General features: G+C 71.9%; 18 protein-coding genes. 11 read left to right on the top strand and 7 right to left on the bottom strand.

Annotation, left to right across the window (positions count from 1 at the left end):
- Positions 1–65: 65 nt before the first annotated feature.
- The 8 genes from tssK to V5F75_RS07645 are packed head-to-tail and all read left to right on the top strand — an operon-like array spanning position 66 to position 9,562.
- Complete coding sequence (tssK, locus tag V5F75_RS07680; protein WP_509212155.1) at positions 66–1,370, top strand: type VI secretion system baseplate subunit TssK; 1,305 nt, start codon at positions 66–68, stop codon at positions 1,368–1,370.
- Positions 1,367–2,263, top strand: coding sequence for a type IVB secretion system protein IcmH/DotU (gene icmH, locus V5F75_RS07675; protein WP_394035551.1), 897 nt, complete (start codon positions 1,367–1,369; stop codon positions 2,261–2,263). Before tssK ends, icmH begins: the two co-directional genes overlap by 4 nt.
- A 9-nt stretch (positions 2,264–2,272) precedes the next feature.
- Complete coding sequence (gene tssM, locus V5F75_RS07670; RefSeq protein ID WP_394035553.1) at positions 2,273–5,863, top strand: type VI secretion system membrane subunit TssM; 3,591 nt, start codon at positions 2,273–2,275, stop codon at positions 5,861–5,863.
- Positions 5,863–6,630, top strand: a complete 768-nt coding sequence (gene tagF / locus V5F75_RS07665; protein ID WP_394035555.1) for a type VI secretion system-associated protein TagF — start codon at positions 5,863–5,865, stop codon at positions 6,628–6,630. Before tssM ends, tagF begins: the two co-directional genes overlap by 1 nt.
- Complete coding sequence (locus V5F75_RS07660; RefSeq protein ID WP_394035557.1) at positions 6,621–7,394, top strand: PP2C family protein-serine/threonine phosphatase; 774 nt, start codon at positions 6,621–6,623, stop codon at positions 7,392–7,394. The genes tagF and V5F75_RS07660 overlap by 10 nt, the downstream gene beginning before the upstream one ends.
- On the top strand, positions 7,378–8,361 hold the full coding sequence (locus tag V5F75_RS07655; protein ID WP_394035559.1) for a serine/threonine-protein kinase: 984 nt from the start codon (positions 7,378–7,380) through the stop codon (positions 8,359–8,361). Before V5F75_RS07660 ends, V5F75_RS07655 begins: the two co-directional genes overlap by 17 nt.
- On the top strand, positions 8,358–8,801 hold the full coding sequence (locus V5F75_RS07650; RefSeq protein ID WP_394035561.1) for a hypothetical protein: 444 nt from the start codon (positions 8,358–8,360) through the stop codon (positions 8,799–8,801). Before V5F75_RS07655 ends, V5F75_RS07650 begins: the two co-directional genes overlap by 4 nt.
- Positions 8,798–9,562: a MinD/ParA family ATP-binding protein gene (locus V5F75_RS07645; protein ID WP_394035563.1), complete on the top strand. Its 765-nt coding sequence runs from the start codon at positions 8,798–8,800 to the stop codon at positions 9,560–9,562. Before V5F75_RS07650 ends, V5F75_RS07645 begins: the two co-directional genes overlap by 4 nt.
- 19 nt (positions 9,563–9,581) lie before the next feature.
- On the opposite strand, the gene V5F75_RS07640 is transcribed toward V5F75_RS07645, so the two are convergent.
- From V5F75_RS07640 to V5F75_RS07615, 6 genes are all read right to left on the bottom strand, one after another.
- Positions 9,582–10,895: a serine/threonine-protein kinase gene (locus V5F75_RS07640; RefSeq protein WP_394035565.1), complete on the bottom strand. Its 1,314-nt coding sequence runs from the start codon at positions 10,893–10,895 to the stop codon at positions 9,582–9,584.
- Positions 10,896–10,940: 45 nt separating this feature from the next.
- Positions 10,941–12,575, bottom strand: coding sequence for a sigma 54-interacting transcriptional regulator (locus V5F75_RS07635; RefSeq protein ID WP_394035567.1), 1,635 nt, complete (start codon positions 12,573–12,575; stop codon positions 10,941–10,943).
- Positions 12,576–12,587: 12 nt separating this feature from the next.
- Complete coding sequence (tssH, locus tag V5F75_RS07630; RefSeq protein ID WP_509212154.1) at positions 12,588–15,317, bottom strand: type VI secretion system ATPase TssH; 2,730 nt, start codon at positions 15,315–15,317, stop codon at positions 12,588–12,590.
- A 454-nt stretch (positions 15,318–15,771) separates the two neighbouring features.
- Positions 15,772–16,902, bottom strand: a complete 1,131-nt coding sequence (locus tag V5F75_RS07625) for a polyamine ABC transporter substrate-binding protein (RefSeq protein WP_394035571.1) — start codon at positions 16,900–16,902, stop codon at positions 15,772–15,774.
- A 197-nt stretch (positions 16,903–17,099) separates the two neighbouring features.
- Complete coding sequence (locus V5F75_RS07620) at positions 17,100–18,494, bottom strand: glutamine synthetase family protein (protein WP_394035573.1); 1,395 nt, start codon at positions 18,492–18,494, stop codon at positions 17,100–17,102.
- 175 nt (positions 18,495–18,669) lie between these two features.
- Positions 18,670–19,011 (bottom strand): rhodanese-like domain-containing protein, encoded by a 342-nt coding sequence (locus V5F75_RS07615; protein WP_394035575.1) that lies wholly within the window; start codon positions 19,009–19,011, stop codon positions 18,670–18,672.
- A gap of 317 nt (positions 19,012–19,328) precedes the next feature.
- On the opposite strand from V5F75_RS07615, the gene V5F75_RS07610 reads away from it, so the two are divergent.
- From V5F75_RS07610 to V5F75_RS07600, 3 genes are all read left to right on the top strand, one after another.
- On the top strand, positions 19,329–19,655 hold the full coding sequence (locus V5F75_RS07610) for a YMGG-like glycine zipper-containing protein (RefSeq protein ID WP_394035577.1): 327 nt from the start codon (positions 19,329–19,331) through the stop codon (positions 19,653–19,655).
- A 219-nt stretch (positions 19,656–19,874) separates the two neighbouring features.
- Positions 19,875–20,816 (top strand): ArgK/MeaB family GTPase, encoded by a 942-nt coding sequence (locus tag V5F75_RS07605; protein WP_394035579.1) that lies wholly within the window; start codon positions 19,875–19,877, stop codon positions 20,814–20,816.
- 174 nt (positions 20,817–20,990) lie between these two features.
- A complete protein-coding gene (locus tag V5F75_RS07600) occupies positions 20,991–22,208 on the top strand; it encodes a cell wall hydrolase (protein WP_394035581.1) in 1,218 nt (405 codons plus the stop codon).
- A 780-nt stretch (positions 22,209–22,988) separates the two neighbouring features.
- Here V5F75_RS07600 and V5F75_RS07595 read toward each other — a convergent pair.
- On the bottom strand, positions 22,989–25,271 hold the full coding sequence (locus V5F75_RS07595) for an NADP-dependent malic enzyme (protein WP_394035583.1): 2,283 nt from the start codon (positions 25,269–25,271) through the stop codon (positions 22,989–22,991).
- Positions 25,272–25,335 lie beyond the last annotated feature (64 nt).

Below are 25,335 nucleotides of genomic sequence, written 5' to 3'. Positions count from 1 at the left end.
CCCGTCCACGCCTCGGAGTCAATGAACGCATGTCCGTGACGAGCAAACCCCTTTGGACCGAAGGCATGTTCGTCAAGCCCCAGCATTTCCAGCAGCATGACCGCTGGCTGGAGCATCTGGTGGAGGCGCGCGGCGCCGGCCTCATCCCCCATGCCTGGGGGCTGCGCGCCATCGCCATCGACGAGCACCTGCTCAAGCTCGGCCAGTTCGCGCTCACCCGCTGCCAGGCCGTGATGCCCGACGGTTCCGTCATCGACGCGCCCGGCCAGATGCCGGCGCCGGAGCCCCGCCGGGTGCCGCCCACCCACAAGCAGGCCCTCGTTTTTCTCGCGGTGCCGGCGCGGGCGGGCGACGGCGCCGAGATCGCCGAGCCGGGCGCCGCTGGCCGTCGCTTCGCCCCCCTGCAGCAGCCGCTGCGCGACGCCAGCGCGCCGGACCGCGAGCCGGCGGACATCACGCTCGGCCGCCTCAACGCCACCCTCGTGCTGGAGGGCGAGCCGGCGGACGGGCTCATCCTGCTGCCGCTGGCACGCATCACCGAGGTGACCGCCGCCGGCGAGGTGAAGCTTTCCTCCACCCATGTGCCGCCCTGCCTCGACTACCAGGCCTCCGCCCGCCTGCGCGAGGTGCTGGCGGAGGTGCACGGCCTGGTGCACGCCCGCGCCGAGGCGCTGGCCGAGCGCACCGACCCCTCGCGCATGGCGGCCGACAGCGCCGGGCTCATCGACCTGCTGCTGCTGCGGGTCATCAATGCGGCGGACGCCGTGCTGCACCACCTCTCCCGGCTCCCCGGCGCGCACCCGGAGGTGCTTTATCGCGAGCTGGTGCGCCTCACGGGCGAGCTTGCCACCTTCAACGCCCAGCACCGCCGCGCGCCGCATTTGCCGCCTTACGCGCACGACGACCTGGAGGAGAGCCTGGAGCCGGTGCTGCGCCTGCTGCGCCAGGCGCTCAACCTCGTCATCGAGCGCAACGCGGTGCCGCTGCCGCTGCAGGACCGCGGCTACGGCATCAGCACCGCCACCATCAACGACCGCACCCTGTTCTCCGGCGGCCGGTTCGTGCTGGTGGTGAGCGCGGGCATCCCCCACGAGGTGCTGCGGGCGCAATTCCCGGCCACCACCAAGGTGGGTTCGGTGGAGCAGATCCGCGACCTCGTGAACCTGCAGCTTCCGGGCATCCCGCTGCGCTCGCTGCCGGTGGCGCCGCGCGAGCTGCCCTACCTGCAGGGCGCCGTCTACTTCGAGCTGGACCAGGGCCACGAGCTGTGGCGCACCCTCACCCGCTCCGCCGCCTTCGCCTTCCACGTGAGCGGCGGCTACCCCGAACTGCACATGGAATTCTGGGCGATACGGGCGGCGCAGTCGTGAGCTACGAATCCGACATGGGGGACGACGAGCCGACGGTGATCGGCCACCGGCCGGTGGCCGCGCCCCGCGCCGCCACCGGCCGTGAGGGCGCCCCCGCGCCGCGGCCCGCCCGCGCGGGGGAGGCGCCCCCGCCCCTGCGGGGCCCGGCAACGGCGGACGCGCCGGCCGAGGGCAGCCTGCCTGGCCTTTCCGCCATGCCCGATCCCGACCGGCCGGAGGAGGCCATCGCCGCCGCCGCGACCCCGCTGCTGGCCCTGGTGGCGCAGCTGCGGCAGGCGGTGGAGCAGGCCGACATCGCCGCGCTGCGGGCCGAGACGGTGGCGCAGATCAAGCGGTTCGACGAGCGCGCCATCAAGCTCGGCGCCCGCATGGCGGACGTGGGCGCCGCGCGCTACGTGCTGTGCTCGGTGATCGACGAGGCGGTGATGACCACCGCCTGGGGCGCCGCCAGCAACTGGAGCGCCCACAGCCTGCTCAACCAGTTCCACGGCGAGACCTGGGGCGGCGAGAAGGTGTTCGCCATCGTGGACCGGGTGCGGGCCAGCCCGGCCCAGCACCTGGCGCTGCTGAAGCTGATCGACCTGTGCCTCGCCTTCGGCTTCGAGGGCAAGTACCGGGTCATGGAGGGCGGGCAATACCAGCTCGAGGAGCTCCGCGACGAGCTCGGCCGCATCTGGCAGAGCCACGTGAAGCCGGCGCCCGACGAACTCTCGCCCCATTGGCACGGGGTCTCGGCGCGCCGCAAGCTCTCCACCGCCGTGCCGCTCTGGGTGGTGTTCGCGGTGGCGGGGGCGCTGCTGCTCGCCATCTATTCCATGTTCGCCTACCACCTCGAACAGAATATCGCGCCGGTCGAGCAGCGTCTCAACCACATCGTTGCCCCGCAATCCTGAGACTGCCCGATGTTCCAGGCCCTCCTCGCCCATCTCCTGCGGGTCCGCACGCTGCTGATGCTGGTGGGATTGTGCTGCCTTTCCATCCTCGTCTGGTTCGTGGGGCCGCATGTCTCCATCGCCGGCGCGGCGCCGCTGGCGGCGGCGGAGAACCGCGTGCTGGTGATCGCGGCGCTGTTCCTGCTCGCCATCGCCGGGCTGGTGGTCCGCATCTACCTGTCGCGCCGGGCCAATGCCCGCGCCATCAAGACGCTGCTGGATTCCGACGGCCTCGCCCTGCTGGCCGGCGCGCATTCCTCCGACGAGGTGGAGATCATCCGCGAGCGCTTCGAGGGCGCGATGCGCACCCTCAAGGAGAACGCCATCGGCAACGCCGCCGGCCGCGACTACATGATCCAGCTGCCCTGGTACGTGATCCTGGGCCCGCCCGGCGCCGGCAAGACCACCATCCTGAAGAACTCCGGCCTCAACTTCCCCCTCGCCGACCAGATGGGCGACGACCCGGTGGCGGGCATCGGCGGCACGCGCTACTGCGACTGGTGGTTCACCGACGAGGCGGTGCTGATCGACACCGCCGGGCGCTACACCACCCAGGACGTGAACAGCGAGGCCGACAAGGCCGCTTGGCGCGGCTTCCTGGACCTGCTGCGCACCCATCGCCCGCGGCGGCCCATCAACGGCGTCATCGTCGCCATCAGCCTCGCCGACATCATCGCCACCAGCGAGGCGCAGCGCCGGGCCCACGCGGACAACGTGAAGAAGCGCCTGCAGGAGCTCATGCGCTATTTCGGCATGGCAGTGCCGGTCTATGTGCTCGTCACCAAGTGCGACCTCCTGAGCGGCTTCGGCGAGTATTTCGGCGAGCTCGACGACGTCAGCCGGGCCCAGGTGTGGGGCATGACCTTCCCGCTCGACATGCCGCCCACGCAGCTGGAAGGAGAGCTCCACCGCGATTTCTTCCAGCTGGTGGAGCGCCTGGAAGGCCGGCTGATGCGGCTGCTGCACCAGGAGCGCGCGCTCGCCCGGCGCTGCCGCATGTTCAACTTCCCGAAGGAGTTCGCCAGCATCTCCGGCCCGCTCGGCCATTTCACCGCCGAGGTGTTCAGAACCTCGCGCTTCGAGATGCGGCCGCTGCTGCGCGGCATCTACTTCACCAGCGGCACCCAGGCCGGCGCCCCGGTGGAGCGCCTGCTCGGCGCCATGAGCCGCAACTTCGGGCTCTCCGGCGGCTCCCGCCGCAGCCAGACCGGCATCGGCAAGGCCTTCTTCATCAAGCGCCTGCTCAGTGACGTGATCTTCGACGAGCAGGGCCTCGTGGGGGTGAACCGCAAGCTGGAGCGCAGCCTCTCCACCATGCGCGCGGCGGCCTACGTGGGCGCCGCCGCCGTCACCCTCGCCCTCAGCTCCATCTGGATCTCGGCCGCGTCCCGCGCCGACCTGCGCATCGGCGAGACGCGCGAGACGATGGAGGACCTGGACGGCCAGCTCAAGCGCCTGAAGCCGCGCGCCACCTATGCGGAGCTGCTGCCGGTGCTGAACACCGGCGAAGCGCTGACCCAGGTGGCCGGGGTCGACAATTCCTGGATCAAGGCCGACCTGCTCGGCCTTGCCGCCGCGCCCCGGCTCGGCGCCGCCGCGCGCGGCGCGTATGACCAGATCCTCGTCACCCGCCTCCTGCCCGCCTTCGCCCGGCGCCTGGAGGACCGCATCGCCCACGACATCCAGACCGGCACGCCGGGGGCGCTGGAGGACATGCGCGCCGCCCTCGCCGGCTATCTCATGCTCGGCGAACCCGCCCGCTTCGACCGCGCCGCCGTGCTCGACATCGCGAACAACGAGGCGGCCGTCACCTTCCCGCTGGACCCCAAGCACCAGAAGGCCCTCGCCGGTCACCTCGACGCCATGGTGGCGCTGCTGCCGCAGCCCTACCCCCTCGACGCGCGGCTGATCGAGGCGGCGCGGGCGCGGCTCTCCACGGTGCCGCAGGTGGATCAGGTCTATGCCCGCCTCCTGCGCGAGGGCTACCAGAACCCGCAGCTCGCGGGCGTCGATCTCGCGCAGGTGATGGGCACGCGCAGCCTCGCCGGCGGCGCCGAGGCGCAGGCCTCCGGCGCGCTGGCGATCCCCGGCGTGTTCACGCGCGCCGGCTTCTACAATTTCTTCCTGCCGCGCCTGCCGGTGCTGGTGTCCGATGCGCTCGGCAGCGACTGGGTGGTGGGCGCCGGCGGCAAGCCGCAGGCCCAGGCGCTGGCCCGCCAGATCGCCGACCTCTACGTGCGCGACTACACCGCCGCCTGGCAGGGCGCGCTTTCGCGCATCACCGCCCTGCGCTTCGACACCATGCCCCAGGCTCTGGGCGTGCTGCAGAACCTCGCCGGGCCCCAGTCGCCGCTCGATGCCCTCGTCGCCGCGGTGAAGGAGAACACCGACCTGCCGGCGCCCGGCCAGCAGAGCAACGTGCCGATCCCCACCGGCCCCGGCCTGCAGGCCACCCCGGCGCCGGCGCTCTCCCCAGCAGGCCTCGCCCAGCAGGCGACGGGGGCGGCGGGGGATGCGGCCGTGGGCGCCGCGTTCGGCGAGGGGCCGTGGCCCGGCAAGGCCATCACCCAGCCCTTCATCCCGCTCATCCAGCTCGGAACGCCCGGCGCCTCCGGGCAGGCGCCGGCGCTGGCGCGCATCCGCGATCTCGTCAGCAATGTCTACGGGGTGCTCTCTGGGGTCGCCAACGCCTCGCAGCCGCCGGTGGCCGCGTTCCAGATCATCGCCGCCCAGGGCCGCGGCCAGGGCGGCGACGCGTTCGGCGCCCTGCGCACGGATTCCGCGCTGCGGCCCGAGCCGGTGCGCACCGTGCTGCGAAGCGTCGCCGACAATGCCTGGGCCACCCTGCTCGGCCTCGCGCGAGACAACGTCAACCACGCCTGGAAGCAGGAAATCCTGCCCGTCTGCGAGAGCGCCATCGCCCGCCGCTTCCCGGTCTACGCCGACGCGCGGGACGATATCACCCTCACCGACTTCACCGACTTCTTCCGCCCCGGCGGCACCATCGACAGCTTCTTCCAGCAATATCTGGCGCCGTTCGTCGCCGACCGGCGCGGCGCCTACGTGCCGCTTGCCCAGGACGGCGCGCGCGCGCTCGTCAGCCCGGAGACGCTGGCCCAGTTCAACCGCGCCCGGCAGATCCGCGAGGCCTTCTTCCCCAACAAGGGGCCCACCCTGCTCGTGAAATACGGCGTGCGGCCGGTCTACCTCTCGCCCAACGCGCTGCGCGCGACCCTCAGCATCGACGGCACCGACATCGTCTACCGCCACGAGGCGCCGCGCACCTACGACATGGAGTGGCCCACCAAGGGCGAGGCCAGCACCGTCACCGTCACCCTCACCCCGGTGGAGGGGCGCGAGACGCAGGTGCAGCGGACAGGCCCCTGGGCCCTGTTCCGCTTCACCTCGGCATTCGCAGCGCGCAGCCGCGGCGACACCCAGACCGTGCGCGTGCAGGGGCCGGACGGGCAGGCCGTGGCCTACGAGCTGCGGGCCGCGAGCGTCAACAACGCCTTCGCCCTCGGCGCCCTGCGCGGCTTCCGCTGCCCGGACGACCTGTGATGCCGCCCGACACGCTCCGAGGGGAGCGATCCGGCGGGGCGGGCTGCGGCCTGTTCGGCAAGATCCCCTCCAAGGACGATTTCCTGCGGCGCGGCCTGCCCATGTCGTTCGTGGCACCCTGGGATGCCTGGCTCACGCGCATGATGGCCACCGGCGCCGAGCCAACCGATGCCGCCTGGACCGCCGCCTACCTCACCAGCCCGCCCTGGCGCTTCGCCCTCGATCCCGGCCTCGCGGGGCCGCAGGGGTGGATCGGCGTGGTCGCCTCCTCGCTGGACCGCTTCGGCCGCGCGTTTCCCCTCACCCTCGCCGCGCCCTTCGCGCGCCCGCTCGGCATCCTCGACCTCCACGAGGAGACCCGCCCCTTCACCGACGCCATGGAGGCCATGGTGCTGCAGGTGATCGAGGGCGCGCTCGACGTGGACGCGGCGGCCGCCGGCCTGCCCGGCCTCGCCGCGCGGCTGCTGCCGCCCGCGGCGGAGAACGCCGTGCGGCGCATGACCCCGGAGGGCGCGAGCCGCGCCGACCGCACCTGGGTGCTCACCGGCCGCCCCCTGCCCTCGGTGGGCGGGGCGGCGGCCGACCTGCTCACCTGGTCGCTGCGCGCGGGCGCCGGCGGGCCGGTGGGCCTCTCCTGCTGGTGGCACGAGGGCTGGGAGGGCGAGCCCCCCGCGTGGCTGATGACGCGCGGCCTGCCGGCGCCGGAGATGTTCCTGCGCATGATGGACGGCCGGTGGTCCCGGGCGGCGGGGGCCGAATGCCCATGACAGCGCCGGCGGGCCGGACGCCCGAGGGCAGACCCGCGCATGCCGCGCCGGCCGCCCTCTCCCTTTCCGCCACGGCTGCCAGCCGCGCCGGGCCGCGCCACCGGCAGAACGAGGACGCCCACGCGGTGGTGGCCGAAGCCGGCCTGTTCGCGGTCTGCGACGGCATCGGCGGCCTGTGCGACGGGGCGGTGGCCAGCCGCGTGGTGGCGGAGCTGCTGCAGCGCGCTGTGCCCCCCGGCGCGGCCCTGGACATCCGCGTGGCCGAGGCGCGCGAGGCGCTGGCCCGCGCCAACGCGGCCCTGTTCCAGGCGGGAGAGGAGACCCGGCGCCCCATGGGCGCCACCGTGGTGCTCGCCATCGTGGGCGAGGCCTGCGCCGTGTGCCTGTGGGCCGGGGATTCGCGCGCCTACCTCATGCGCGCGGGCGCCCTGCTGCAGCTGACCCAGGACCACGCGGTCCTCGGCCGCCCGCATGCCGATGCGCCGCCGCGCATGGTCGTCACCCGCGCCATCGGCCCCGACGCCGCCGTGGACATCGACTGCGCCATCGTCGATCTCAGGCCCGGCGACTGCCTTTTGCTGTGCTCGGACGGTGTCTCGGGCACCGTTCCGGCGGCCCGGATCGAGGCATTGCTGGCGGCGACGCCCGCCGCCGGCGCGCAGGAGCTGGTGGCGGAGGCCGTGGCGCGGGGCACCCGCGACGACGCAACGGCAGTGGTGGTCCGCGTGCACCCGGCGGAGGCGAGCCATGTCGCGCCCCGTTGACCCGCAGGCCCTCAAGGCCAGCGCCGGCGCGCGGCCGAGCGTGCTGCCCCCCTACCTTGGCATCCGCCTCAAGGACCGCTACGAGCTGATCCAGGTGATCGGGCGGGGAGGCATGAGCACGGTGTTCCACGCGGTGGACCATGTGCGCCTGCGCGCCCGCGCGCCCAGCTCCGACGTGGCGATCAAGATCGCCACCCTCGCCGCGCCCTACGACACGGCCGCCCGCACGCTGATCCACCGCGAGGCCCAGCGCATGCTGGAGCTGGTCCACTCCAACATCGTGCGCGTCTATGACAGCGACCAGGACGGGGAGAGCCACTTCCTGGTGATGGAACTGCTGCGCGGGCGCACCCTCGCCGCCGTGCTGAAGGAACGCGCAGGCGCCGGGCTCGACTGGCCGCAGACCAGCGGCTTCGTGCGCGCGGTGGGCGCGGCGCTGGCGCGCGCCCACGCCTCCGGCCTCGTCCACGGCGACCTGAAGCCCGGCAACATCTTCATCTGCCGCGACGGCGGCGTGAAGGTGCTGGACTTCGGCCTCGCCCGCCGCCCCCTCGACACCGACGCCGACGATGCGGATTCCACCATCCGCCTGCTCGACATGGTGGGCGCGCTGACGCCGGCCTTCGCCGCGCCCGAACGGCTGGAGGGCCATCCCCCCTCCCCCGCCTGCGACCTCTTCGCCTTCGGCGTCCTCACCTATCTCGTGCTCACGGGCGTCCACCCCTTCCCACGCCGCGACGTGCTGGCGGCGCGCGCCTCCGGCGCCCTGCCGCGCCGGCCCGAGGGGCTCGCCGCCCACCGCTGGCGTGCCCTGCGGTCGGCGCTCGCCTTCGCGCCCGCCGAGCGCCCGGCGCGGGTGGAGGACTTCACCCGCCGCTTCCTCGCCGGACGGTGGACGCTGCAGCGCCTGCCGGCCCCCTGGCGCGCCGGCGCCGCCTTCCCCGCCGCACGCAGGTCCCCGCCATGACGGACGCCCAGACCGCCGAAGCCCAGACCCTCCAGAAGCTCGACCGGCTCTGCCGCCAGATCGCCCGCGGCAACTATGACTATACCGACGAGCTGTTTGCCCTCACCTGCGCCGAGGAGGCTTCCGACACCATCCGCGAGCTGGCGGAATCCTTCGGCTTCATGCTGGTGCAGGTGGAGGCGCGCGAAACCCGGCTCACCTGGCTGGTGGAGGAGCTGCAGGAGGTGAAGGCGCAGCTTGAGGAGGCCAACGGCCGGCTGCGGAAGGAAAACGCCACCCTCACCAGCGCCGTCGCCCAGCTCACGGTGGAAATCGACCGCCAGAAGTTCAAGCGCGAGGTGGGCGCCATCGCGGAGTCGGAATACTTCCAGAATCTCCAGCGCCGCGCCCGCGCGCTGCGCGAGCGGCACAAGGCCGCCGAACCGAGGGACCGGGAATGACACGCATCGTCTCCACGCACTCCTACCGCGGCGGCACCGGCAAATCGACCATCACCGCCAACATCGCCTGCCTGCTCGCCCGGCAGGGCCTGCGCGTGGGGGTGGTGGACACGGACATCCTCTCCCCCGGCATCCACGTGCTGTTCGGCCTCGACGCCGACGCCGCCCACTTCACCCTCAACGACTACCTGTGGGGCCGCTGCGCCATCGAGCAGGCGGTGGTGGACGTGACCGCCCATGTGTTCCCGGAAGGCGCCCCCGCCGGCGCCAGCATCAGCCTCCTGCCCTCCAGCATGCAGACCGGGGAGATCGCCCGCGTGCTGAAGGAGGGGTTCGAGGTGGACCTGCTGAACGAGGGCTTCCACGCTTTGTGCGAGCGCCTCGACCTCGACTACCTGCTGATCGACACCCACCCCGGCGTGAACGAGGAGACGCTGCTTTCCATCGCCATCTCGGACACCCTGCTGCTGGTGCTGCGGCCCGACCACCAGGACTACCAAGGCACGGCGGTGACGCTGGAGCTGGCCCGCCGGCTCGACGTGCCGCAGCTGCTGCTGGTGGTGAACAAGGCCCTCACCGCCTTCGACACCAAGGAGCTGTCCGACCGCATCTGGACCGCCTTCCGCACCCCGGTGGCCACCGTGCTGCCGCTGAACGAGGATCTGGTGCGGCTCGGCAGCTCCGGCGTGCTCGCCGCCCTGGCGCCGGAATGCGACTACGTGCAGGCCCTGAGGCCGGTGGTGGAGCTGGTGCAGCAGTAGCGGCCGCGAGGCGGCCGCGTCAGCTCCCCTGGAAGGCCCGCAGGAAGGCCACCGCATTCGCCGGGCGCGCCGCGCGCTCGAACGACAGGGCCGCCGCGAGCGCGCCCTGCATCGCCTCCGTCAGGCCGGTGATGGGCGGGGGCGCGAGCCCCTGGGCCATGGCCTCGGTGGCCGGCCGGCGGTTGAAGGGATGCCTGCGGGTGAGCAGCAGGTGGACGATGCAGCCGAAGGCGTAGACATCGTCCCTGGGGTCGCGCGGGGCGCCCTGGAGCTGCTCCGGGCTGGCATAGGTGGGCGTCACGGCATCGAACGCCATGGGGTCGAAATCGCCCGCCCGCGCCGCCGAGGCAATGCCGAAGTCGAGAATCTTCAGCCGCCCGTCCGCGCACAGGAACAGGTTGGCGAGCTTCAGGTCTGCGTGGGTCACGCCCTGCGCATGGGCGTGGCCGAGGCCCGCGAACATGTCGCGGATGGCGGTCCAAGCGGCCGGGCTCCCCGCGAAGGCGGCATCGTCGCGCAGGCGCACGTCGAGCGAGGTGCCCTCCAGAAGCTCCATCACCATGAAGGGGTTGGCGCCGTCGCGGTCGAAATCGTGGACGGCGACGATGTTCGGGTGCGAGAGATCCTGGGTGCGCCGCGCCTCGGCCTCCATGGCGCGCAGGGCGTCGGGGTGGGCGCCGAAATCGCCGTGCAGCAGCTTCACCGCCACATAGGGCCGGCTTCCGGCCGCCTCCACCCGGCGCCGGTCCACGGCGCGGTAGACCACCCCCATGCCGCCGCGCCCCAGCTCGGCATCGAGCACGAAGCGGTCGCGCAGGATCTGCCCCACCCGGCTTTCCTCGCTCCCGCTGCGGCCGAGCACCAGCGGCCGCCCGTGCCCGTCGGCGCTGCTGCGGGCGTCGCGCCGCAGCCGCGCGCTGCGGAACGAGGCCAGGGCGTCGTCGAGCTGGCGCTGGTTCTGCCGCTCGCGCGCCTCCCCGCCCTTGCGCAGGTCCTTGAACTGGCCGAGCAGAGCGGAAAGCACCACCGCGTCCACACGCTCGCGCAGGGCGTCCTCGTCGCCGGCGGGCGGCGCCCCGGACGCGGACGGAGCGGCAGGAACGGCGGGCGCGACCGGAGCGCGGCTCGCCTCCTGGAACAGGAGCATGGCGAGATCATAGGGGATGCGCCCGAGGTTGATCTGCTCCTGGAGGGCGGCCGAGAGGCGCGCATTCGCCTCCGCGTGCGCGCCCTCCGCCTCCGCCGCCCCTTCCCGACACAGGGCACGCAGGGCCGCGGCGAGCTGGTCGAAGGTACGCCGGCCGGCGAGGAACTCGGAGAACAGGGTGTTCATGCGGGGGTCGATGATGCCCTCCTCGGCTCCAAGTCAGTCTGGCTCTCACATGCGCTGCGGCTGGCGGATATCATAGCGCGAGAGCTTCTCCACCAGGCTGCGCCGCGAGATCTTCAGCAGGTCGGCCGCCCGGCTCTGGTTCCATCCGGCCTCGCGCAGCTTCACCTCGATGATGGCGGCCTCGTAATTCTGCACCATCATGCGCAGCCCCGCATCCGCCTCGCCGGCCTGCGCCACCGGGGCCGGAACGGCGGAGGCGGCGCGCAGGTCGTCGGGCAGGTGGCGCGGCTCCAGCCGGTCGCCGTCGCACAGCAGCACGGCCCGCTCCACGATGTTCCTGAGCTCGCGCACATTGCCGGGGAAGCGCCAGCGGGCGAGGCAGGCGAGCGTCTCGGGCGCCAGCGCGGGCGGCCGCCGGTCGAGCCCGGCGCAGGCCCCCGCCAGGAAATGATCCACCAGCGCCGGCAGGTCGGCCCCCCGCTCCCGCAGCGGCGGCAGGGTGATGGGGAAAACCGAGAGGCGGTAGTAGAGATCCTCCCGGAACCGGCCCTGCGCCATCCCGGCCGCGAGGTCCGCATTGGTGGCGGCGACGATGCGCACGTCCACCTTCTCGGTCCGCGTGTCGCCCACCCGGCGCACCTCGCCCTGGCCGAGCAGGCGCAGGATCTTAGATTGCAGGCCGGGAGGCATGTCGCCCACCTCGTCGAGGAAGAGGGTGCCCCCGTTCGCCGCATGGACGAGGCCGGCGCGGTCCGCCGTGGCGCCGGTGAAGGCGCCGCGCCGGTAGCCGAACAGCTCGCTCTCCAGCAGGTGCTCCGGCAGCGCCGCGCAGTTCTGCGCCACGAACGGGCGGGCGCTGCGGGTGCTGGCGGCGTGGAGCAGCCGGGCGAACACTTCCTTGCCTGTGCCCGTCTCCCCCAGCAGCAGCACCGGCACCGCGGCCGGCGCCGCGCGGCGCAGCAGCGCCAGCGCGTCCTGGAACGGCGCGCTGGCGCCGATCACCCCGCTCGCGGGGCCTGCCTGGACGCTGCGCAGGCGGGTGTTCTCCTCCTCCAGGTCGCTCCGCGCCCGGTCGAGCTGGCGGATCAGCCGGCGGTTCTCGTCGAACAGGCGGGCGTTGGAGATGGCCACCGCCGCGTGGGCGGCGAAGCAGCGCACGATGCGCTCGGCCGGCGGGCTGAGGGCATGGACCCCGTCGCCGGCGTCCATGCGCACGTTCACGAGCTGGAGCACGCCCAGGGTGAAGCCCTCCGCCGATCGCAGCGGCGCCACCACGAAGGCGCGGGTGCGGAAGCCCGTCCCCTCCTCCCGCGCGCACAGATGCGAGAAATCTAGGGCGCTGTAGGCCCGCACGTCGGCGATGTTCACCACCCGGCCGGTCACGGCCGCATAGACGCTGGGGTCGTCGAGGTCGAAGGAATTGGCGGCGCGGTAGAGCGGTACGCTGCGGTCGAGCCCCGCCAGGGCGGGCGCCGCCTCGTTCTGGCCCACGAGGCACACCATCTCCCGGCCCGTGTGGTCGAGCGCCAGGATGCGCCCGCCCTGCGCCCCGGTGAGGCGGCGGGCGGCGCTGACGATGGCGTTGAGGAGGCTCTCCAGGTGACGCTCGGTGGCGAGCGCCGAGGTGACCTCCATCAGCTCCTCGAGCGCGGTCAGGGGATCGTGCGCGGCCTCGTCCACGGTCGCGCGGTCCTAGGCCAGCGCCTCTTCGGGCGCCGGCGCGCGGCCTGCCTCCCCGCCCTCGGCCGGCGCGCCGTCGAGGCGATAGACGAAACGCCCGTCCGCCCCCACGTCCACGCGCACGCCGGTGACCGGCTTTTCCTCGCTCATGCGGGCGAGCAGCTCGGTGGCGATCTCGGGCAGCAGGGTGCGCGAGACGATATGGTCGATGTTGCGCGCGCCGGTCTCCACCTCGGTGCAGCGGCGGGCGATCTGCTCCACCACGGCATCGGTGTAAGCGAACGACATCTTCTGGCTGTCCGCGAGGCGCCGGCCCACGCGGTCGAGCTTCAGGCGCACGATGTCGCCCAGCGTGTCGCCCAGCAGCGGAGAGAAGGGCACGATCTGCATGCGCGCGAGCAGCGCCGGCTTGAAGTAGCGCGACAGCTCCGGCCGGATGGCGCCGACCAGCTCCTCGGTGGACGGCCGCGCCGCGCGGGTGCCCATCTCCGTGATGAGGTCGGTGGCGAGGTTGGAGGTGAGGATGACGATGGTGTTCTTGAAGTCCACCACCCGGCCCTCGCCATCGGAGAGGACGCCCTTGTCGAACACCTGGTAGAACAGGTTGAGCACTTCCGGGTCGGCCTTCTCCACCTCGTCCAGCAGCACCACGGAATAGGGCCGCTGGCGCACCGCCTCGGTGAGGATGCCGCCTTCCCCGTAGCCCACGTAGCCGGGGGGCGAGCCCACCAGCTTCGACACCGTGTGGCGCTCCTGGAACTCGGACATGTTGATGGAGACGAGGAAGCGCTCGCCGCCGAACAGCAGGTCCGCGAGCGCGGTCGCAAGCTCGGTCTTGCCGACGCCCGAGGGCCCCACGAACAGGAACACGCCCATGGGCTGGGTGGGGCTGTTGAGGCCGGCCTTGGCCGCCCGCATGCCCTCGTCGATGGCGGCGATGGCCTGGCCCTGGCCCTTGATGCGGCGGGAGAGGTTGCCCGACAGCGCCAGCACCGAGGCCGCCTCGTCGCGCACCATGTTGCCCACCGGAATGCCGGTCCAGTCGGCGATCACCTGGCCGATGGTCTCGGGCGTCACCTCGTAATGCAAAAGGCCGGCGCGGCCCTGGTGGGCACGCAGGCTGGAAAGGGTTTCGGACAGCGCAGCGCGCAGCTCCGCCTCCCGCGCCGCCGCGCCGGCGGGCTCCTCCCCCGCCGCCTCGGCCTCGGCGGCCTCCGCGTCCAGGGCGCCGAGCTGGCGGCGCAGGTCGAGCACGCGGTCCACCAGCGCCTTCTCCGCCTGCCAGCGGGCCTCCAGCGCCGCGATGTCGGCACGGAGCACGGCGATCTCGGTGCCGATCTCGGCGCAGCGCGGGTCCTCGGCGGTGCCGAGGGTGCTGCGGTCCCGTGCGAGGGCCGAGAGCTCGCGCTCCAGCACGGCGATGCGGCGCTCGTGCACCTCCAGCAGGCGCGGCCGGCTCGACAGGGAGAGCTTCACCCGCGCGCAGGCGGTGTCGAGCACGTCCACCGCCTTGTCGGGAAGCTGCCGGCCGGAGATGTAGCGGGCCGAGAGCCGGGCCGCCGCGGTCACAGCGTCGTCGCGCACATAGACATTGTGGCTGCGCTCATAGATCGGGCGCAGGCCGCGCAGGATGGTGGCGGCCTCCTCCGGGCTCGGCTCGTCGAGCTTCACCACCTGGAAGCGGCGCTCCAGGGCGGCGTCCTTCTCGAAATACTTCTTGTATTCGCTCCAGGTGGTGGCGGCGATGGTGCGCAGCTCGCCGCGGGCCAGCGCCGGCTTCAGCAGGTTGGCCGCATCGCTGCCGCCGGCCGGGCCGCCGGCGCCCACCAGCATGTGCGCCTCGTCGATGAACAGGATGATGGGGGTGGGGGAAGCCTTCACCTCATCCACGATGCCCTTGAGGCGGTTCTCGAACTCGCCCTTCACCCCCGCCCCGGCCTGGAGCATGCCGAGATCGATGCCGATCAGCTCCACCTGCTTCAGGAAATCCGGCACGTCGCCCTGGGCGATCTTGAGGGCGAGGCCCTCCACCACCGCCGTCTTGCCCACGCCCGGCTCGCCCACGCAGATGGGGTTGTTCTTCCGCCGCCGGCCGAGGATGTCGATCATCTGCAGGATCTCGCGGTCGCGGCAGAAGACCGGGTCGATCCTGCCCGCCCGCGCGAGGGCGGTGAAATCGGTGGCGAAGCGGCCGAGCACGCTGTCGGCGGGGCGGCCGGACGACGCACGCCCGGCGGGGGCGGCACCCGTGGAAGCCGGCGCCGGCGCTTCCGATGAAGCGGCCAGAAGATCTCCGAACCGCGCCTTCAGCTCCGCCGCCGGCACCCGGCGCAGGATGTCCCACCAATCGGCGAGGCCGAAACGGGTGGAGTTCTGCAGCACGGCCAGGAGCAGCGTGCCCGAGCGCACCGCGCCCTGGCCCAGCTCCACCGAGCCCAGCAGCCACGCATCGGTGATGATCTCGATGAGGCTGGGCGCGAAGACCGGGCGGCCGGGATTGCCGGATTTCATCTCCTCCACGGCGCGCTGCAGGGCGCGCTTCAGCGCCGGCACGTCCGCCTCGAACTGGCGCAGCGCGATGGGCAGGTCACGCCCGGCATCGTCCACCATGGTGAGCAGGAGGTGCTCCACCGTGACCTCATAATTGCCCCGCCCCACGGCGAGGCCGGCCGCCGTCTCCAGCGACCGCTTCGCATAGGGACCGAGGCGATCGAGGAGGGACTTGAGGTCGAGCGACAGCATGTTCACAACCCTCACGGTGCGCATTTACCAGCGCCATGGCGCGGGCCGGCGGATGAGGTTCCATGAACCCGACCCGGAACGGCGGGACGCCACGGCTGCGGGGGATGGGGCCGGCGCCGCAGGCCGCGCCGCGCGGGCGACCTGGACGCCCACCCCGGAGCGGCGGGCGCAGAAGACCGGCAATCCGTGACCTCGAAATGACATGGAGGCGCGCGGCCGGCTTCCATCGCCGGCCCTGCGCGAAAAAAGCGCCGGACCGCGGCTCCCCGCGCGCCTTGTGGGCCTTGCCGCAGGCCCGCGCGGCATTTGAACCAAACCCGCCCGCGGGCGGAGCCCGCCGGGCGCGGACCGGGGCCGAGGGGCATGGCCTTCAAGAAAAAAGCCCTCCCGGCGGACGCCGGAAGGGCCTTGGATCAGGCGGAAGAGGCGGGAGCCTCGCCCCTCCCCTGCGGCATCACTTGCCGCGCTTGAACGCGTTCCAGGTCTTGGTGATGACCCGCTGCACCGCCGGCTCGTTGGTGGTGACGATGAACAGGCGCGAGAAGGTGTCCTTATCCGGATAGATGGACGGGTTGTCCAGGATTTCCTTGTCGATGAACTTCTGAGACGCCAGGTTGCCGTTGGCGTAGGAGATGTAGTTGGAGTTCTTCGCCGCGATTTCCGGGCGCATCATGTAGTTGATGAAGGTCAGCGCCTCATCCACATGCTTGGCATCCTTCGGAATGGCGAAATTGTCGAACCACATCAGCGCGCCTTCCTTGGGGATCTGGTACCCCACCTTCACCGGCGGCTTCTTGGTCTTCTTGGCGGCTTCCTCGGCGCGGGTCTTGGCCTGGAAGACGTCGCCCGACCAGCCCACGGCCAGACAGATGTCGCCGCGCGCCAGGGCATTGATGTAGCCCGAGGAATCGAACTTCTTGATGTAGGGGCGGACGGTCATCAGAAGATCGCCGGCCTTCTGGATGTCCTCCGGCTTCTTGGAATCCGGATCGAGGCCCAGGTACTTCATGGCGGAGGGGATGATCTCCTCCGGCCCGTCCAGCATGTAGACGCCGCAGTCCTTCAGCTTGGAGATGTTCTCCGGCTTGAAGACGATGTCCCAGGTGTTCAGGGGCACGTCGCCGAGCCGCTCCTTCACCTTGTCCACGTTGTAGCCGATGCCGGTGGTGCCCCACATGTAGTTCACGGCGTGGGCGTTGCCGGGGTCGTAGACGGCGAGGCGGTCGGTCACCTCGGGCCAGGCATACTGCAGGTTGGGGATCTTGGACTTGTCGAGGGGCATGAAGATGCCCGCCTTGATCTGCCGCTGCAGGAAGGAGCCGGAGGGCACCACCACGTCGTAGCCGGTCTTGCCCGCGAGCAGCTTGGTCTCCAGCACCTCGTTGCTGTCGAACACGTCGTAGCGGACCTTGATGCCGGTCTCCTTGGTGAAGTCCTCGAGCACCGTCGGGTCGATATAGTCCGACCAGTTGAAGACGTTGACCACCTTCTCCTGGGCGAACGCCGGCCCGGTGAGGGCCACGCCGGCGCCGAGCACCACGCCCAGCCCCACGCCCATGACGGCCGCTTTGAAAGCGCGACTCATCCGCTCTTCTCCTCTGAGAGACGACGGGATTGTCTCTCCCGCCTGCCCTTGGAGGCTATTGCGTCATGCGGTAGCGCTCAACCGGAAAAGTCAAAATATGCCGGCAAAGAGCAAAGCGCGGCCGCCCAAGGGACGGCCGCGCCCGGCGGCAAGGAAAACGAGCCGCGATGCACCTGCATCTTCGCCGGCTCTTGTCGTCACAGGTAGGTTTCGTACTCCAGCGGCAGGATGACGCGCGTAAAGGCAGCGAGTTCTTCGGCCTTCATCACCGCATACACCCTGCGGTACTCCTCGCCGAATGCCCGCGCGATGAAGGGCGAGGAGGCGAAGCGCGCCACCGCATCCGCCATGGAGGGGCTGAGCTTGGGCGCCTCGCGGTCATAGGCGTTGCCCGCGAGCGCGGCCGGCGGCTCGATCCTGCGCTCCAGCCCCTCCAGCATGCCGGCGAGGATGGCCGCGAGCACGAGGTGGGGATGGGCCTCCGCCCCGGCGATGCGATGCTCCAGCCGGCGCGCCTTGGGCGGGCCGTTGGGCACGCGCACAGCCACCGAGCGGTTGTCGTAGCCCCAGGTGACGGACACCGGCGCATAGCTGCCGGGCACGAGGCGGCGGTAGCCGTTGAAGCTCGGCACGAACAGCAGCGTGGAATCGATCATGGTGGCGAGCAGGCCGCCCGCCGCGTGGCGCAGCGCGTCGTCCCCCTCTCCGGGGCGGGCGAAGAAATTCTCGCCGTCCCTGTCCACGAGGCTGACGTGCACATGCATGCCGTTGCCGGCGAATTCGGCGAGCGGCTTGGCCATGAAAGTGGCGCGCAGGCCGTTGCGCCGCGCCACGCCGTCGATGAGCCGGCGCAGCAATATGGCATCGTCGGCCGCGCCCATGGGGTCGACCCGGTGGTAGAGATTGACCTCGAACTGGCCGGGCGCCGCCTCGGAGATCACGGTGTCGGCGGGCAGGCCCTGGGCCACGCAGGCCTCGCGGATCTCGTGCAGCACCTCGGCGAAGGCGTCGAGATCGGACATGGAATACATGTTCTGCCGCGCCTGCCCGGTGGCGGGAAACACCGGCTCCGGCACGTCGCCGGGGGCGCCGGGCTTCAACAGGTAGAACTCCAGCTCGAAGGCGACGCAGGGGGTGAGCCCCAGCTCCGCGAAGCGCGAGACGATCTTGGCGAGCTGCTGGCGCGGATCGAGCCGCCAGGGCCGCCCGCGGGGCGAGCCGTCGGGCTCGTGCATGGTGATGAGCACCTGGGCGGTGGGGCGCGAGGCCCACGGCACCGGCCTCAGCGTGCCAGGAACAGGCCAGCACAGGCCGTCCTTGTCGCCGGTCTCCAGGTGGATGCGGGTGGCTTCCACCTCGCAGCCCCACACGTCGAGGCCGAAGATGGACAGAGGAATCGCGACCCCGTCCTTCCACACCTTGCCGAGGGATGCGCCGGGCAGCCATTTGCCCCGGAGGATGCCGGACGTGTCCGGCAGCAGGACCTCCACCACATCGGGGGTGCCGAAGGCATTCAGATAGGCCGCGGCCTCATCCAGCGGCGCATCCGGCGCCGCGGGTTCGAGAGGCTGGCCGGACGCAGGTGCCGGCATGATGCTCCAGATGACAGTTTGCACACGCCGTCATCCAAGCGCGAAGCCGCGAAACCTTCAAGCGCGACGATGACCCAGGCGCGCATCACCCTGCGAAAATTCGCGCGGCGGCCCGCTCGCGCCCGGCGAGGCCCGCCGCCGGCCGGGTGGGCCGGCGGATCGGGAAACGGCGGGCTCAGCCGCGCTCGACGTCGTAGCCGGCGGCCTTCCAGGCCAGGATGCCGCCCTGCATGTGCTCCTCGAACGGCAGGCCGGCCCGCTGGGCGGCCGCCAGCGCCTGCTGGGACCGCTGGCCCGAGCGGCAGGAGAAGACGAGGCGCTTGCCAGCCGGGTCCGGAAGGGGTTCGGCCGCGAAGCGGCTCAGGGGCAGGTTCACGGCGCCGGGAATGCGCTCGGCCTGGGTTTCGTTGGGCTCGCGCACGTCCACCAGCAGGATGGTGCCGTCGGCCAGGCCGGCCTTCACGTCGGCGGGGGTGAGGTGGGTCACACGCCCGCCGAAGGGGTTTGTCTCGCTCATGAATGCGGTGTCCTCGAAAGAAGGCGCAAACCCTGCACCCGGGAGCGACCGCCGCGCAAGCCCCCTACCGCGGTGCAATCACCCGGCGCGCGGCGGTTGACGCGGGCGCGCGGGCGATGCACAACTTACACGCGCATACTTGACCAGAAGCATCCTCCCACCTGTGTGCAGAAGGGGCGGCGGCGGGCGCGGGAGCGGCGGACACGCCGCATCTTCGCCCCATATGTCCGCCCATCTGGCGCCGGGTTCGCGCGGCCAGCCGCGCGTCGTCATCGCGGCCCGGGGCCAGTCCCGCCGGGCGACAGGGAATCAAGACCATGCTGATCCGCGCCGGGCTCGTCGCCCTCACGCTCGCCGGCCTCGCCACCACCGGCCTCGCCACCTCGGCGCAGGCGCAGAACAATACGGCGGCGGGCGCCGTCATCGGCGGCGCCACCGGGGCGCTGATCGGCGGGGCCGTCACCGGGCGTGCCGGCGGCGCGGCGGTGGGCGCGGTGCTCGGCGGCGCCACCGGCGCCATCCTCGGCGCCCAGTCGGAGCAGCGGGCGCCCCAGCCCCTCTATTTCTGGGGCCAGGACGGGCGCTGCTACCTCCAGGACCCCGACGGCGAGGTGATGCGCGTCTCGCGCTCCTATTGCCGCTGATTCCGTTCGTGGATTGTTGATCGGCTCCGTTCCCCCGCACGGTTCCGATGAGCAGGAAGGCGCCGGCTCCCATGCCGGCGCCTTTTTGCTGCGGGCGCGGCCCTGCCCGCCTGCCCCCCGGCCCTGCCCCCCGGCCCTGCCCCCGCGACCTGCCCCCTGGCAGCGGATGGGCAAAGCTGCTGAGATGGCGGCCGATTCACCTCACCCGATTCTGCTCCCATGCCGCTCCCCCCGCCGAACCCGCCCGACCTCGACGCGCTGCGCGCCGGCGGCAAGCGCGCCGTCGCCCAGGCCCTCGCCGCCGTGGAGACACGCCGCGGCCAGCCCGATCTCGTGACCCTGCTCGATGCCGCCGCCAAGGCCGCCAAGGCCCATGTGCTGGGTCTCACCGGGCCGCCCGGCGTGGGCAAGTCCACCCTCACCAACGCGCTGGTGCACCGCGCCCGCGCCGCCGGGCAAACGGTGGCGGTGCTGGCGGTGGACCCCTCCTCCCGCCGCACCAAGGGCGCCCTGCTGGGCGACCGCGCCCGCATCCAGACCGACCCGGAGGACCGCGGCGTGTTCGTGCGCTCCATGGCCGCGCGCGACCGCCTCGGCGGCCTCTCCGACGACGCCATCGCCGCCGTGGTGCTGCTGCGCGCGGTGTACGACCTCGTGATCGTGGAGACGGTGGGCGTCGGCCAGTCGGAAGCCGACATCTCGCTGGTGGCGGACACGGTGGTGCTCTGCATCCAGCCCGCGTCGGGCGACAGCCTCCAGTTCATGAAGGCGGGGGTGATGGAGCTGCCGGACATCATCGTCGTCACCAAGGCCGACATGGTGGAGATCTCCCGCCGCGCCGCCTCGGAGGTCGCGGGCGCCCTCTCCCTCTCGGGCGGGGGCGAGGGCTGGACGGTGCCGGTGGTGCGCCTCTCCGCCGCCAGCGGCGAGGGGCTCGAAGCCTTCGACGCCGCCGTGGACACCCACCGCGCCTTCCTCGCGGCCGAGGGCCGGCGCGAGGCCCTGCGGGCCGCGCAGGAAGGCAAATGGGTGGAGGAGGCCGTCAAGGTGCGCTTCGGCACCCACGGCCTCGCCCGCGCCCGTGGCATTTGCGCCACGGCCGGCGGCCCCTTCGCCCGCGAGGCCGAATTGGCGGCGCGGTTAACCTCCGATCAACGCTGATCGGCCAATGTTCTTGCCTGTCGCCGGCTCGCAACAGCCGGCGCGCTGAGGGCGTTCGCGAGCGGCGTGGACTTATCGGTTCACCCGCCCGAACGCATGAGACACGGCAGTTCCGAGCGGCCGCCGCGCCCCCCGCGCGCAGGCCCCGGCGCGTGAGCGGACGAGGCAGGACCCATGGCTTCCCCGGATGTGTGGCGGCGCACGCTGCCGCTCGTCGTGGCCCTCGGCGCGCTCGGCGCCGGGCCGGCCCCGCTGAAGGCGGGCGAGGCGACCCTTGCCGACAGCGCCGGCGCCGTCCTCATCTCCGCGCCCCTGGCCGCGCCCATGCGCAGCCTGAAGGTCGCGACCCTCGACCTGCCCCGCCCCATCGGCACCGCCCGCGCCGTGCCCGACCTGCCGGCGCCGCCCCCGCCACAGCCGGCCGCCATTCCCGTCACGCCCGACCGGGAGTTCCAATATCCCCCGCCGCTGGTGCTGGGCGCCCCGCAGGCCGCCCCTGCCCCCGTGGACGAGGCGGCGGAGCCGGCCGCGGCTCCCGCCGTGAACGCCCATCTGGAGCTGGCCCTCGACCTACTGCTGGAATTGCCGGTGATCCAGGACGACGGCGCCGGGCTCGCCGCCTCCACCGCGTTCGGCACCGACTTCGACGGCATGGAGGCCGCCGACGTGACGCTGCCCCCCGCGCCCGAGATAGTGCCCGAGGAGGCGCCCGCCAACAACGCATTAGCCGAGGTCTCCCCCGGCGAGGCGAGCGAGCCGGCGGTGCTCCACGACACCACCACCGTGTTCGCCAGCGATCCGCGCCAGTTCCCGCCGCTCGCCTTCGAGTATCACGCGCTCGCGGACCAGGGCTTCGTGCCGCAGCCGCTCTCGCCCCCGGCGCCCGCGCCCACCCTCACACCCGCGGTGGCGGAGGAGCAGAGCCCGGAGCGCGACGGCATCTGGCCCTCCCCCGCCCAGCGTCTGCGCCTGGAAGGCGCCACTCTTGCCCGCGCCCAGAAGTGCCTGGCGGAAGCCATCTATTTCGAAAGCCGCGGCGAGCCCAAGCGCGGGCAGATCGCGGTGGCCCAGGTGGTCGTGAACCGCGTCTTCTCCGGCTACTACCCGGCCGACGTGTGCGGCACCGTCTACCAGAACGCCCACCGGCACCTCGCCTGCCAGTTCACCTTCGCCTGCGACAGCGTGAAGGACGTGATCCGCGAGCCGGACATGTGGGTGCAGGCCAAGGAGATCGCCGCCGACATGCTGGACGGCAGGCTCTGGCTCGACAGCGTGGGCCGGGCCACCCACTACCACGCCTATTGGGTGCATCCGAGCTGGGTGCGGGAGATGCGCAAGCTCGACCGCATCGGCGTGCACACCTTCTACCGCCCCCGCCGCTGGCAGGGCTGAGGCCGAAAGCCGGCGCGGAGGTATATGGGCGAAATCCGCTTGGCGTCGGTTGAAGACCGAGGCCGACCGTTGTCGCCTCACGGCAACCCCGCGACGGTGAAGGACCGGAGGCGGTGGCGGGAGACGATCCCGCCGGGCAAGCCGCCAATCTGAGTGATAGGTGCCGGCCGGCATCGGCTGGGCACGCGGCGGCAACGCTCGGCCGTGTGCCGATCAGGGCATGCGCCGGATGCGCGGTCCAGACGCATCGGGCAATGCGCGGAAACGCCGGGGCGCGCCCGCATCGACCCATCAGGCTAACCCACCACGCTCACCCACCAGACCCTGCCGCGCGCACCCGTGATGCCGGAGCCCGAGAGCCTTCCTCCCGCCCCTTTGCGCAAGCCCGCCCGCGGGGCCTGCGCGAAACCCGCAGCTCCGGCGAGAGACCGGAGCTGACGGGATGGGCCATTCACCGCCAAGACGCGCCTGTCGCGGCGCACGCTCGGCGCGCGCGCCGGCAAGACGCGGGATCGAGGCAGGCTGGAAGCCGTGCTCGGGCACGAGGCCGGCCTGGATTTGCGCCACGACTGCGCCGCACGGCTGCCCCCTACCGGTAGGCGGGAGGGGGAGCATCCGACCGAGATGATTTTTCCGGGGAAGCGAAGGCTGCTTCGCCGCAGGGCACGCGACGGGAAAACGCCGGTTCGCGCCCCCGGCCATCGGCGCGCCGTCTCTCCTGACCCGGGTGCGCCCGGAAGGGCGACGCCTCCTCCCCCGCACGGGGAGGAGGCGCGGCGCTCAGGGACCGGTCTGGGCTTCCACCACCGCCACCGCCGTCATGTTGACGATGCCGCGCGCGGTGATGGACGGGCTGAGGATGTGGGCGGGCTTGGCCGTGCCCATCAGGATGGGCCCGACAGGCAGGGAATCGCCCAGCACCTTCAGCATGTTGTAGGCGATGTCGGCGGCGTCGAGGTCCGGCATCACCAGCACGTTCGCCACGCCCTGGAGGCGCGAGTGCGGCAGGGCGCGCTTGCGGATGTCCTCCACCAGAGCGGCATCGGCCTGCATCTCGCCGTCCACCTGCAAGTCGGGCGCCCGCTCGCGCAGGATCTCCAGCGCCGCGCGCACGCGCTTGGCCGCGAGCGTCTCGTGGCTGCCGAAGTTGGAGTGGGAGAGCAGCGCCACCCGCGGCTCCAGGCCGAACCGGCGCACATGGGCCGCCGCCAGCACGGTCATCTCCGCGAGGTCGGGGGCGGTGGGCTCGGTCTGGATCTGGGTGTCGCAGATGAAGAAGTTGCCCTTGGGGGTGATGAGCAGCGAGAGCGCCGCCAGCTCCTTCACGCCCGGCGCGCGGCCGATGATGTCGCGCACCTGGCGGAAGTGCCGGGTGAAGCGCCCCTCGATGCCGCACAGCATGGCGTCCGCCTCGCCGCGCCGCACCGCCAGCGCGGCGATGACGGTGGGATGGGTGCGCACCAGGGTGCGGGCCGCGTCCGGCGTCACGCCCCGGCGGCCGGCGACGTCGATATAGTCGCGCACATAGTCGCGGTAGCGCGGATCATCCTCGGGATTGATGAGCTCGAAGTCCTGGCCGGCGCGGATGGACAGGCCGAAGCGCTTGATGCGCGTCTCCACCACGTTGGGCCGGGCCACCAGGATGGGACGGGCGATGCCCTCTTCCACCACCGCCTGCACGGCGCGCAGGACGCGCTCGTCCTCGCCCTCGGCGTAGATCACGCGCATCTTGTCCTGCTTCGCACGGGCGAACAGGGGGCGCATGATGAAGCCGGAGCGGAACACGAAATCGTCCAGCACCGCTTGGTAGTGCTCGAAATCGGCGATGGGCCGGGTCGCGATGCCGGTGTCCATGGCCGCCTTCGCCACCGCGGGGGCGATGCGCAGGATGAGGCGCGGATCGAACGGCGAGGGAATGAGCGAATCGGCGCCGAACATGCGCGTCTCGCCGCCATAGGCGCGGGCCACCACGTCGGACGGCGCCTCCCGCGCGAGGGCGGCGATGGCCTCCACCGCCGCCATCTTCATCTCGTCGTTGATGTCGGTGGCGCCCACGTCCAGCGCCCCGCGGAAGATGTAGGGGAAGCACAGGACATTGTTGACCTGGTTCGGGAAATCCGAGCGGCCGGTGCAGATCATGGCGTCGGGCCGCGCCTCGCGGGCCAGCTCGGGCATGATCTCGGGGGTGGGGTTGGCGAGGGCCATGATGAGCGGATGGTCCGCCATCTTCTTCACCATCTCCGGCTTCAGCACGCCGCCGGCGGAAAGGCCGAGGAAGATGTGCGCGCCCTCGATCACCTCGTCGAGGGTGCGCTTCTCGGTCTGCTGGGCGAACTTTTCCTTGTAGGGGTCCATGAGGGTGTTGCGGCCCTCGTAGACCACGCCCTCGATGTCGCAGACCCAGATGTTCTCCTTCCGGGCGCCGAGCTTCACGAGAAGGTTCAGCGAGGCGAGGGCGGCGGCGCCGGCGCCCGAGGCGACGATCTTGAGATCCTCGATCCTGCGGTTGCCCACTTCCATGGCGTTGCGCACGGCGGCGCCGACGATGATGGCGGTGCCGTGCTGGTCGTCATGGAAGACCGGGATCTTCATGCGCTCGCGCAGCTGGCGCTCCACCTCGAAGCACTCGGGGGCCTTGATGTCCTCGAGGTTGATGCCGCCGAAGGTGGGCTCCAGCGCGCTGATGACCTCCACCATGCGGTCCACGGTGAGCGCGTCGATCTCGATGTCGAACACGTCGATGCCGGAGAACTTCTTGAACAGGACCGCCTTGCCCTCCATCACCGGCTTGCCGGCCAGCGGGCCGATGGCGCCGAGGCCGAGCACGGCGGTGCCGTTGGAGACCACGCCCACGAGGTTGGCGCGGATGGTCAGCTCGGCCGCCTGCAGCGGATCGGCGGCGATGGCCTCGCAGGCCGCGGCGACGCCGGGTGAATAGGCGAGCGCCAGGTCCCGCTGGTTGCCGAGCGGCTTGGTGGCCTGGATCTCAAGTTTTCCAGGCCGGGGCAGGCGGTGATAGACGAGCGCTCCGGAACGCAGATCCTCGGAAATATTCGACGCCATCCTTGCTCCTGCTCCTTCACCATCGCCGCGCTACTTGAGTACCGCGCACCCACGGCCGCGTGTG

Source organism: Xanthobacter albus (genome assembly GCF_043194895.2).
Taxonomy (GTDB): Bacteria; Pseudomonadota; Alphaproteobacteria; order Rhizobiales; family Xanthobacteraceae; genus Xanthobacter.
The sequence above is the reverse complement of the archived record's forward strand: the minus strand, read 5'-3'. Positions and strand labels throughout refer to the sequence as shown.

What these genes read in the sequence shown, in the direction of transcription:
- tssK (WP_509212155.1), top strand. Translation starts at nt 66, where the DNA reads ATGTTCGTCAAGCCCCAGCATTTCCAGCAGCATGACCGCTGGCTGGAG.
- tssM (WP_394035553.1), top strand. Translation starts at nt 2,273, where the DNA reads ATGTTCCAGGCCCTCCTCGCCCATCTCCTGCGGGTCCGCACGCTGCTG.
- tagF (WP_394035555.1), top strand. Translation starts at nt 5,863, where the DNA reads ATGCCGCCCGACACGCTCCGAGGGGAGCGATCCGGCGGGGCGGGCTGC.
- V5F75_RS07660 (WP_394035557.1), top strand. Translation starts at nt 6,621, where the DNA reads ATGCCCATGACAGCGCCGGCGGGCCGGACGCCCGAGGGCAGACCCGCG.
- V5F75_RS07655 (WP_394035559.1), top strand. Translation starts at nt 7,378, where the DNA reads ATGTCGCGCCCCGTTGACCCGCAGGCCCTCAAGGCCAGCGCCGGCGCG.
- V5F75_RS07650 (WP_394035561.1), top strand. Translation starts at nt 8,358, where the DNA reads ATGACGGACGCCCAGACCGCCGAAGCCCAGACCCTCCAGAAGCTCGAC.
- V5F75_RS07645 (WP_394035563.1), top strand. Translation starts at nt 8,798, where the DNA reads ATGACACGCATCGTCTCCACGCACTCCTACCGCGGCGGCACCGGCAAA.
- V5F75_RS07640 (WP_394035565.1), bottom strand. Translation starts at nt 10,895, where the DNA reads ATGAACACCCTGTTCTCCGAGTTCCTCGCCGGCCGGCGTACCTTCGAC.
- tssH (WP_509212154.1), bottom strand. Translation starts at nt 15,317, where the DNA reads ATGCTGTCGCTCGACCTCAAGTCCCTCCTCGATCGCCTCGGTCCCTAT.
- V5F75_RS07625 (WP_394035571.1), bottom strand. Translation starts at nt 16,902, where the DNA reads ATGAGTCGCGCTTTCAAAGCGGCCGTCATGGGCGTGGGGCTGGGCGTG.
- V5F75_RS07620 (WP_394035573.1), bottom strand. Translation starts at nt 18,494, where the DNA reads ATGCCGGCACCTGCGTCCGGCCAGCCTCTCGAACCCGCGGCGCCGGAT.
- V5F75_RS07615 (WP_394035575.1), bottom strand. Translation starts at nt 19,011, where the DNA reads ATGAGCGAGACAAACCCCTTCGGCGGGCGTGTGACCCACCTCACCCCC.
- V5F75_RS07610 (WP_394035577.1), top strand. Translation starts at nt 19,329, where the DNA reads ATGCTGATCCGCGCCGGGCTCGTCGCCCTCACGCTCGCCGGCCTCGCC.
- V5F75_RS07605 (WP_394035579.1), top strand. Translation starts at nt 19,875, where the DNA reads ATGCCGCTCCCCCCGCCGAACCCGCCCGACCTCGACGCGCTGCGCGCC.
- V5F75_RS07600 (WP_394035581.1), top strand. Translation starts at nt 20,991, where the DNA reads ATGGCTTCCCCGGATGTGTGGCGGCGCACGCTGCCGCTCGTCGTGGCC.
- V5F75_RS07595 (WP_394035583.1), bottom strand. Translation starts at nt 25,271, where the DNA reads ATGGCGTCGAATATTTCCGAGGATCTGCGTTCCGGAGCGCTCGTCTAT.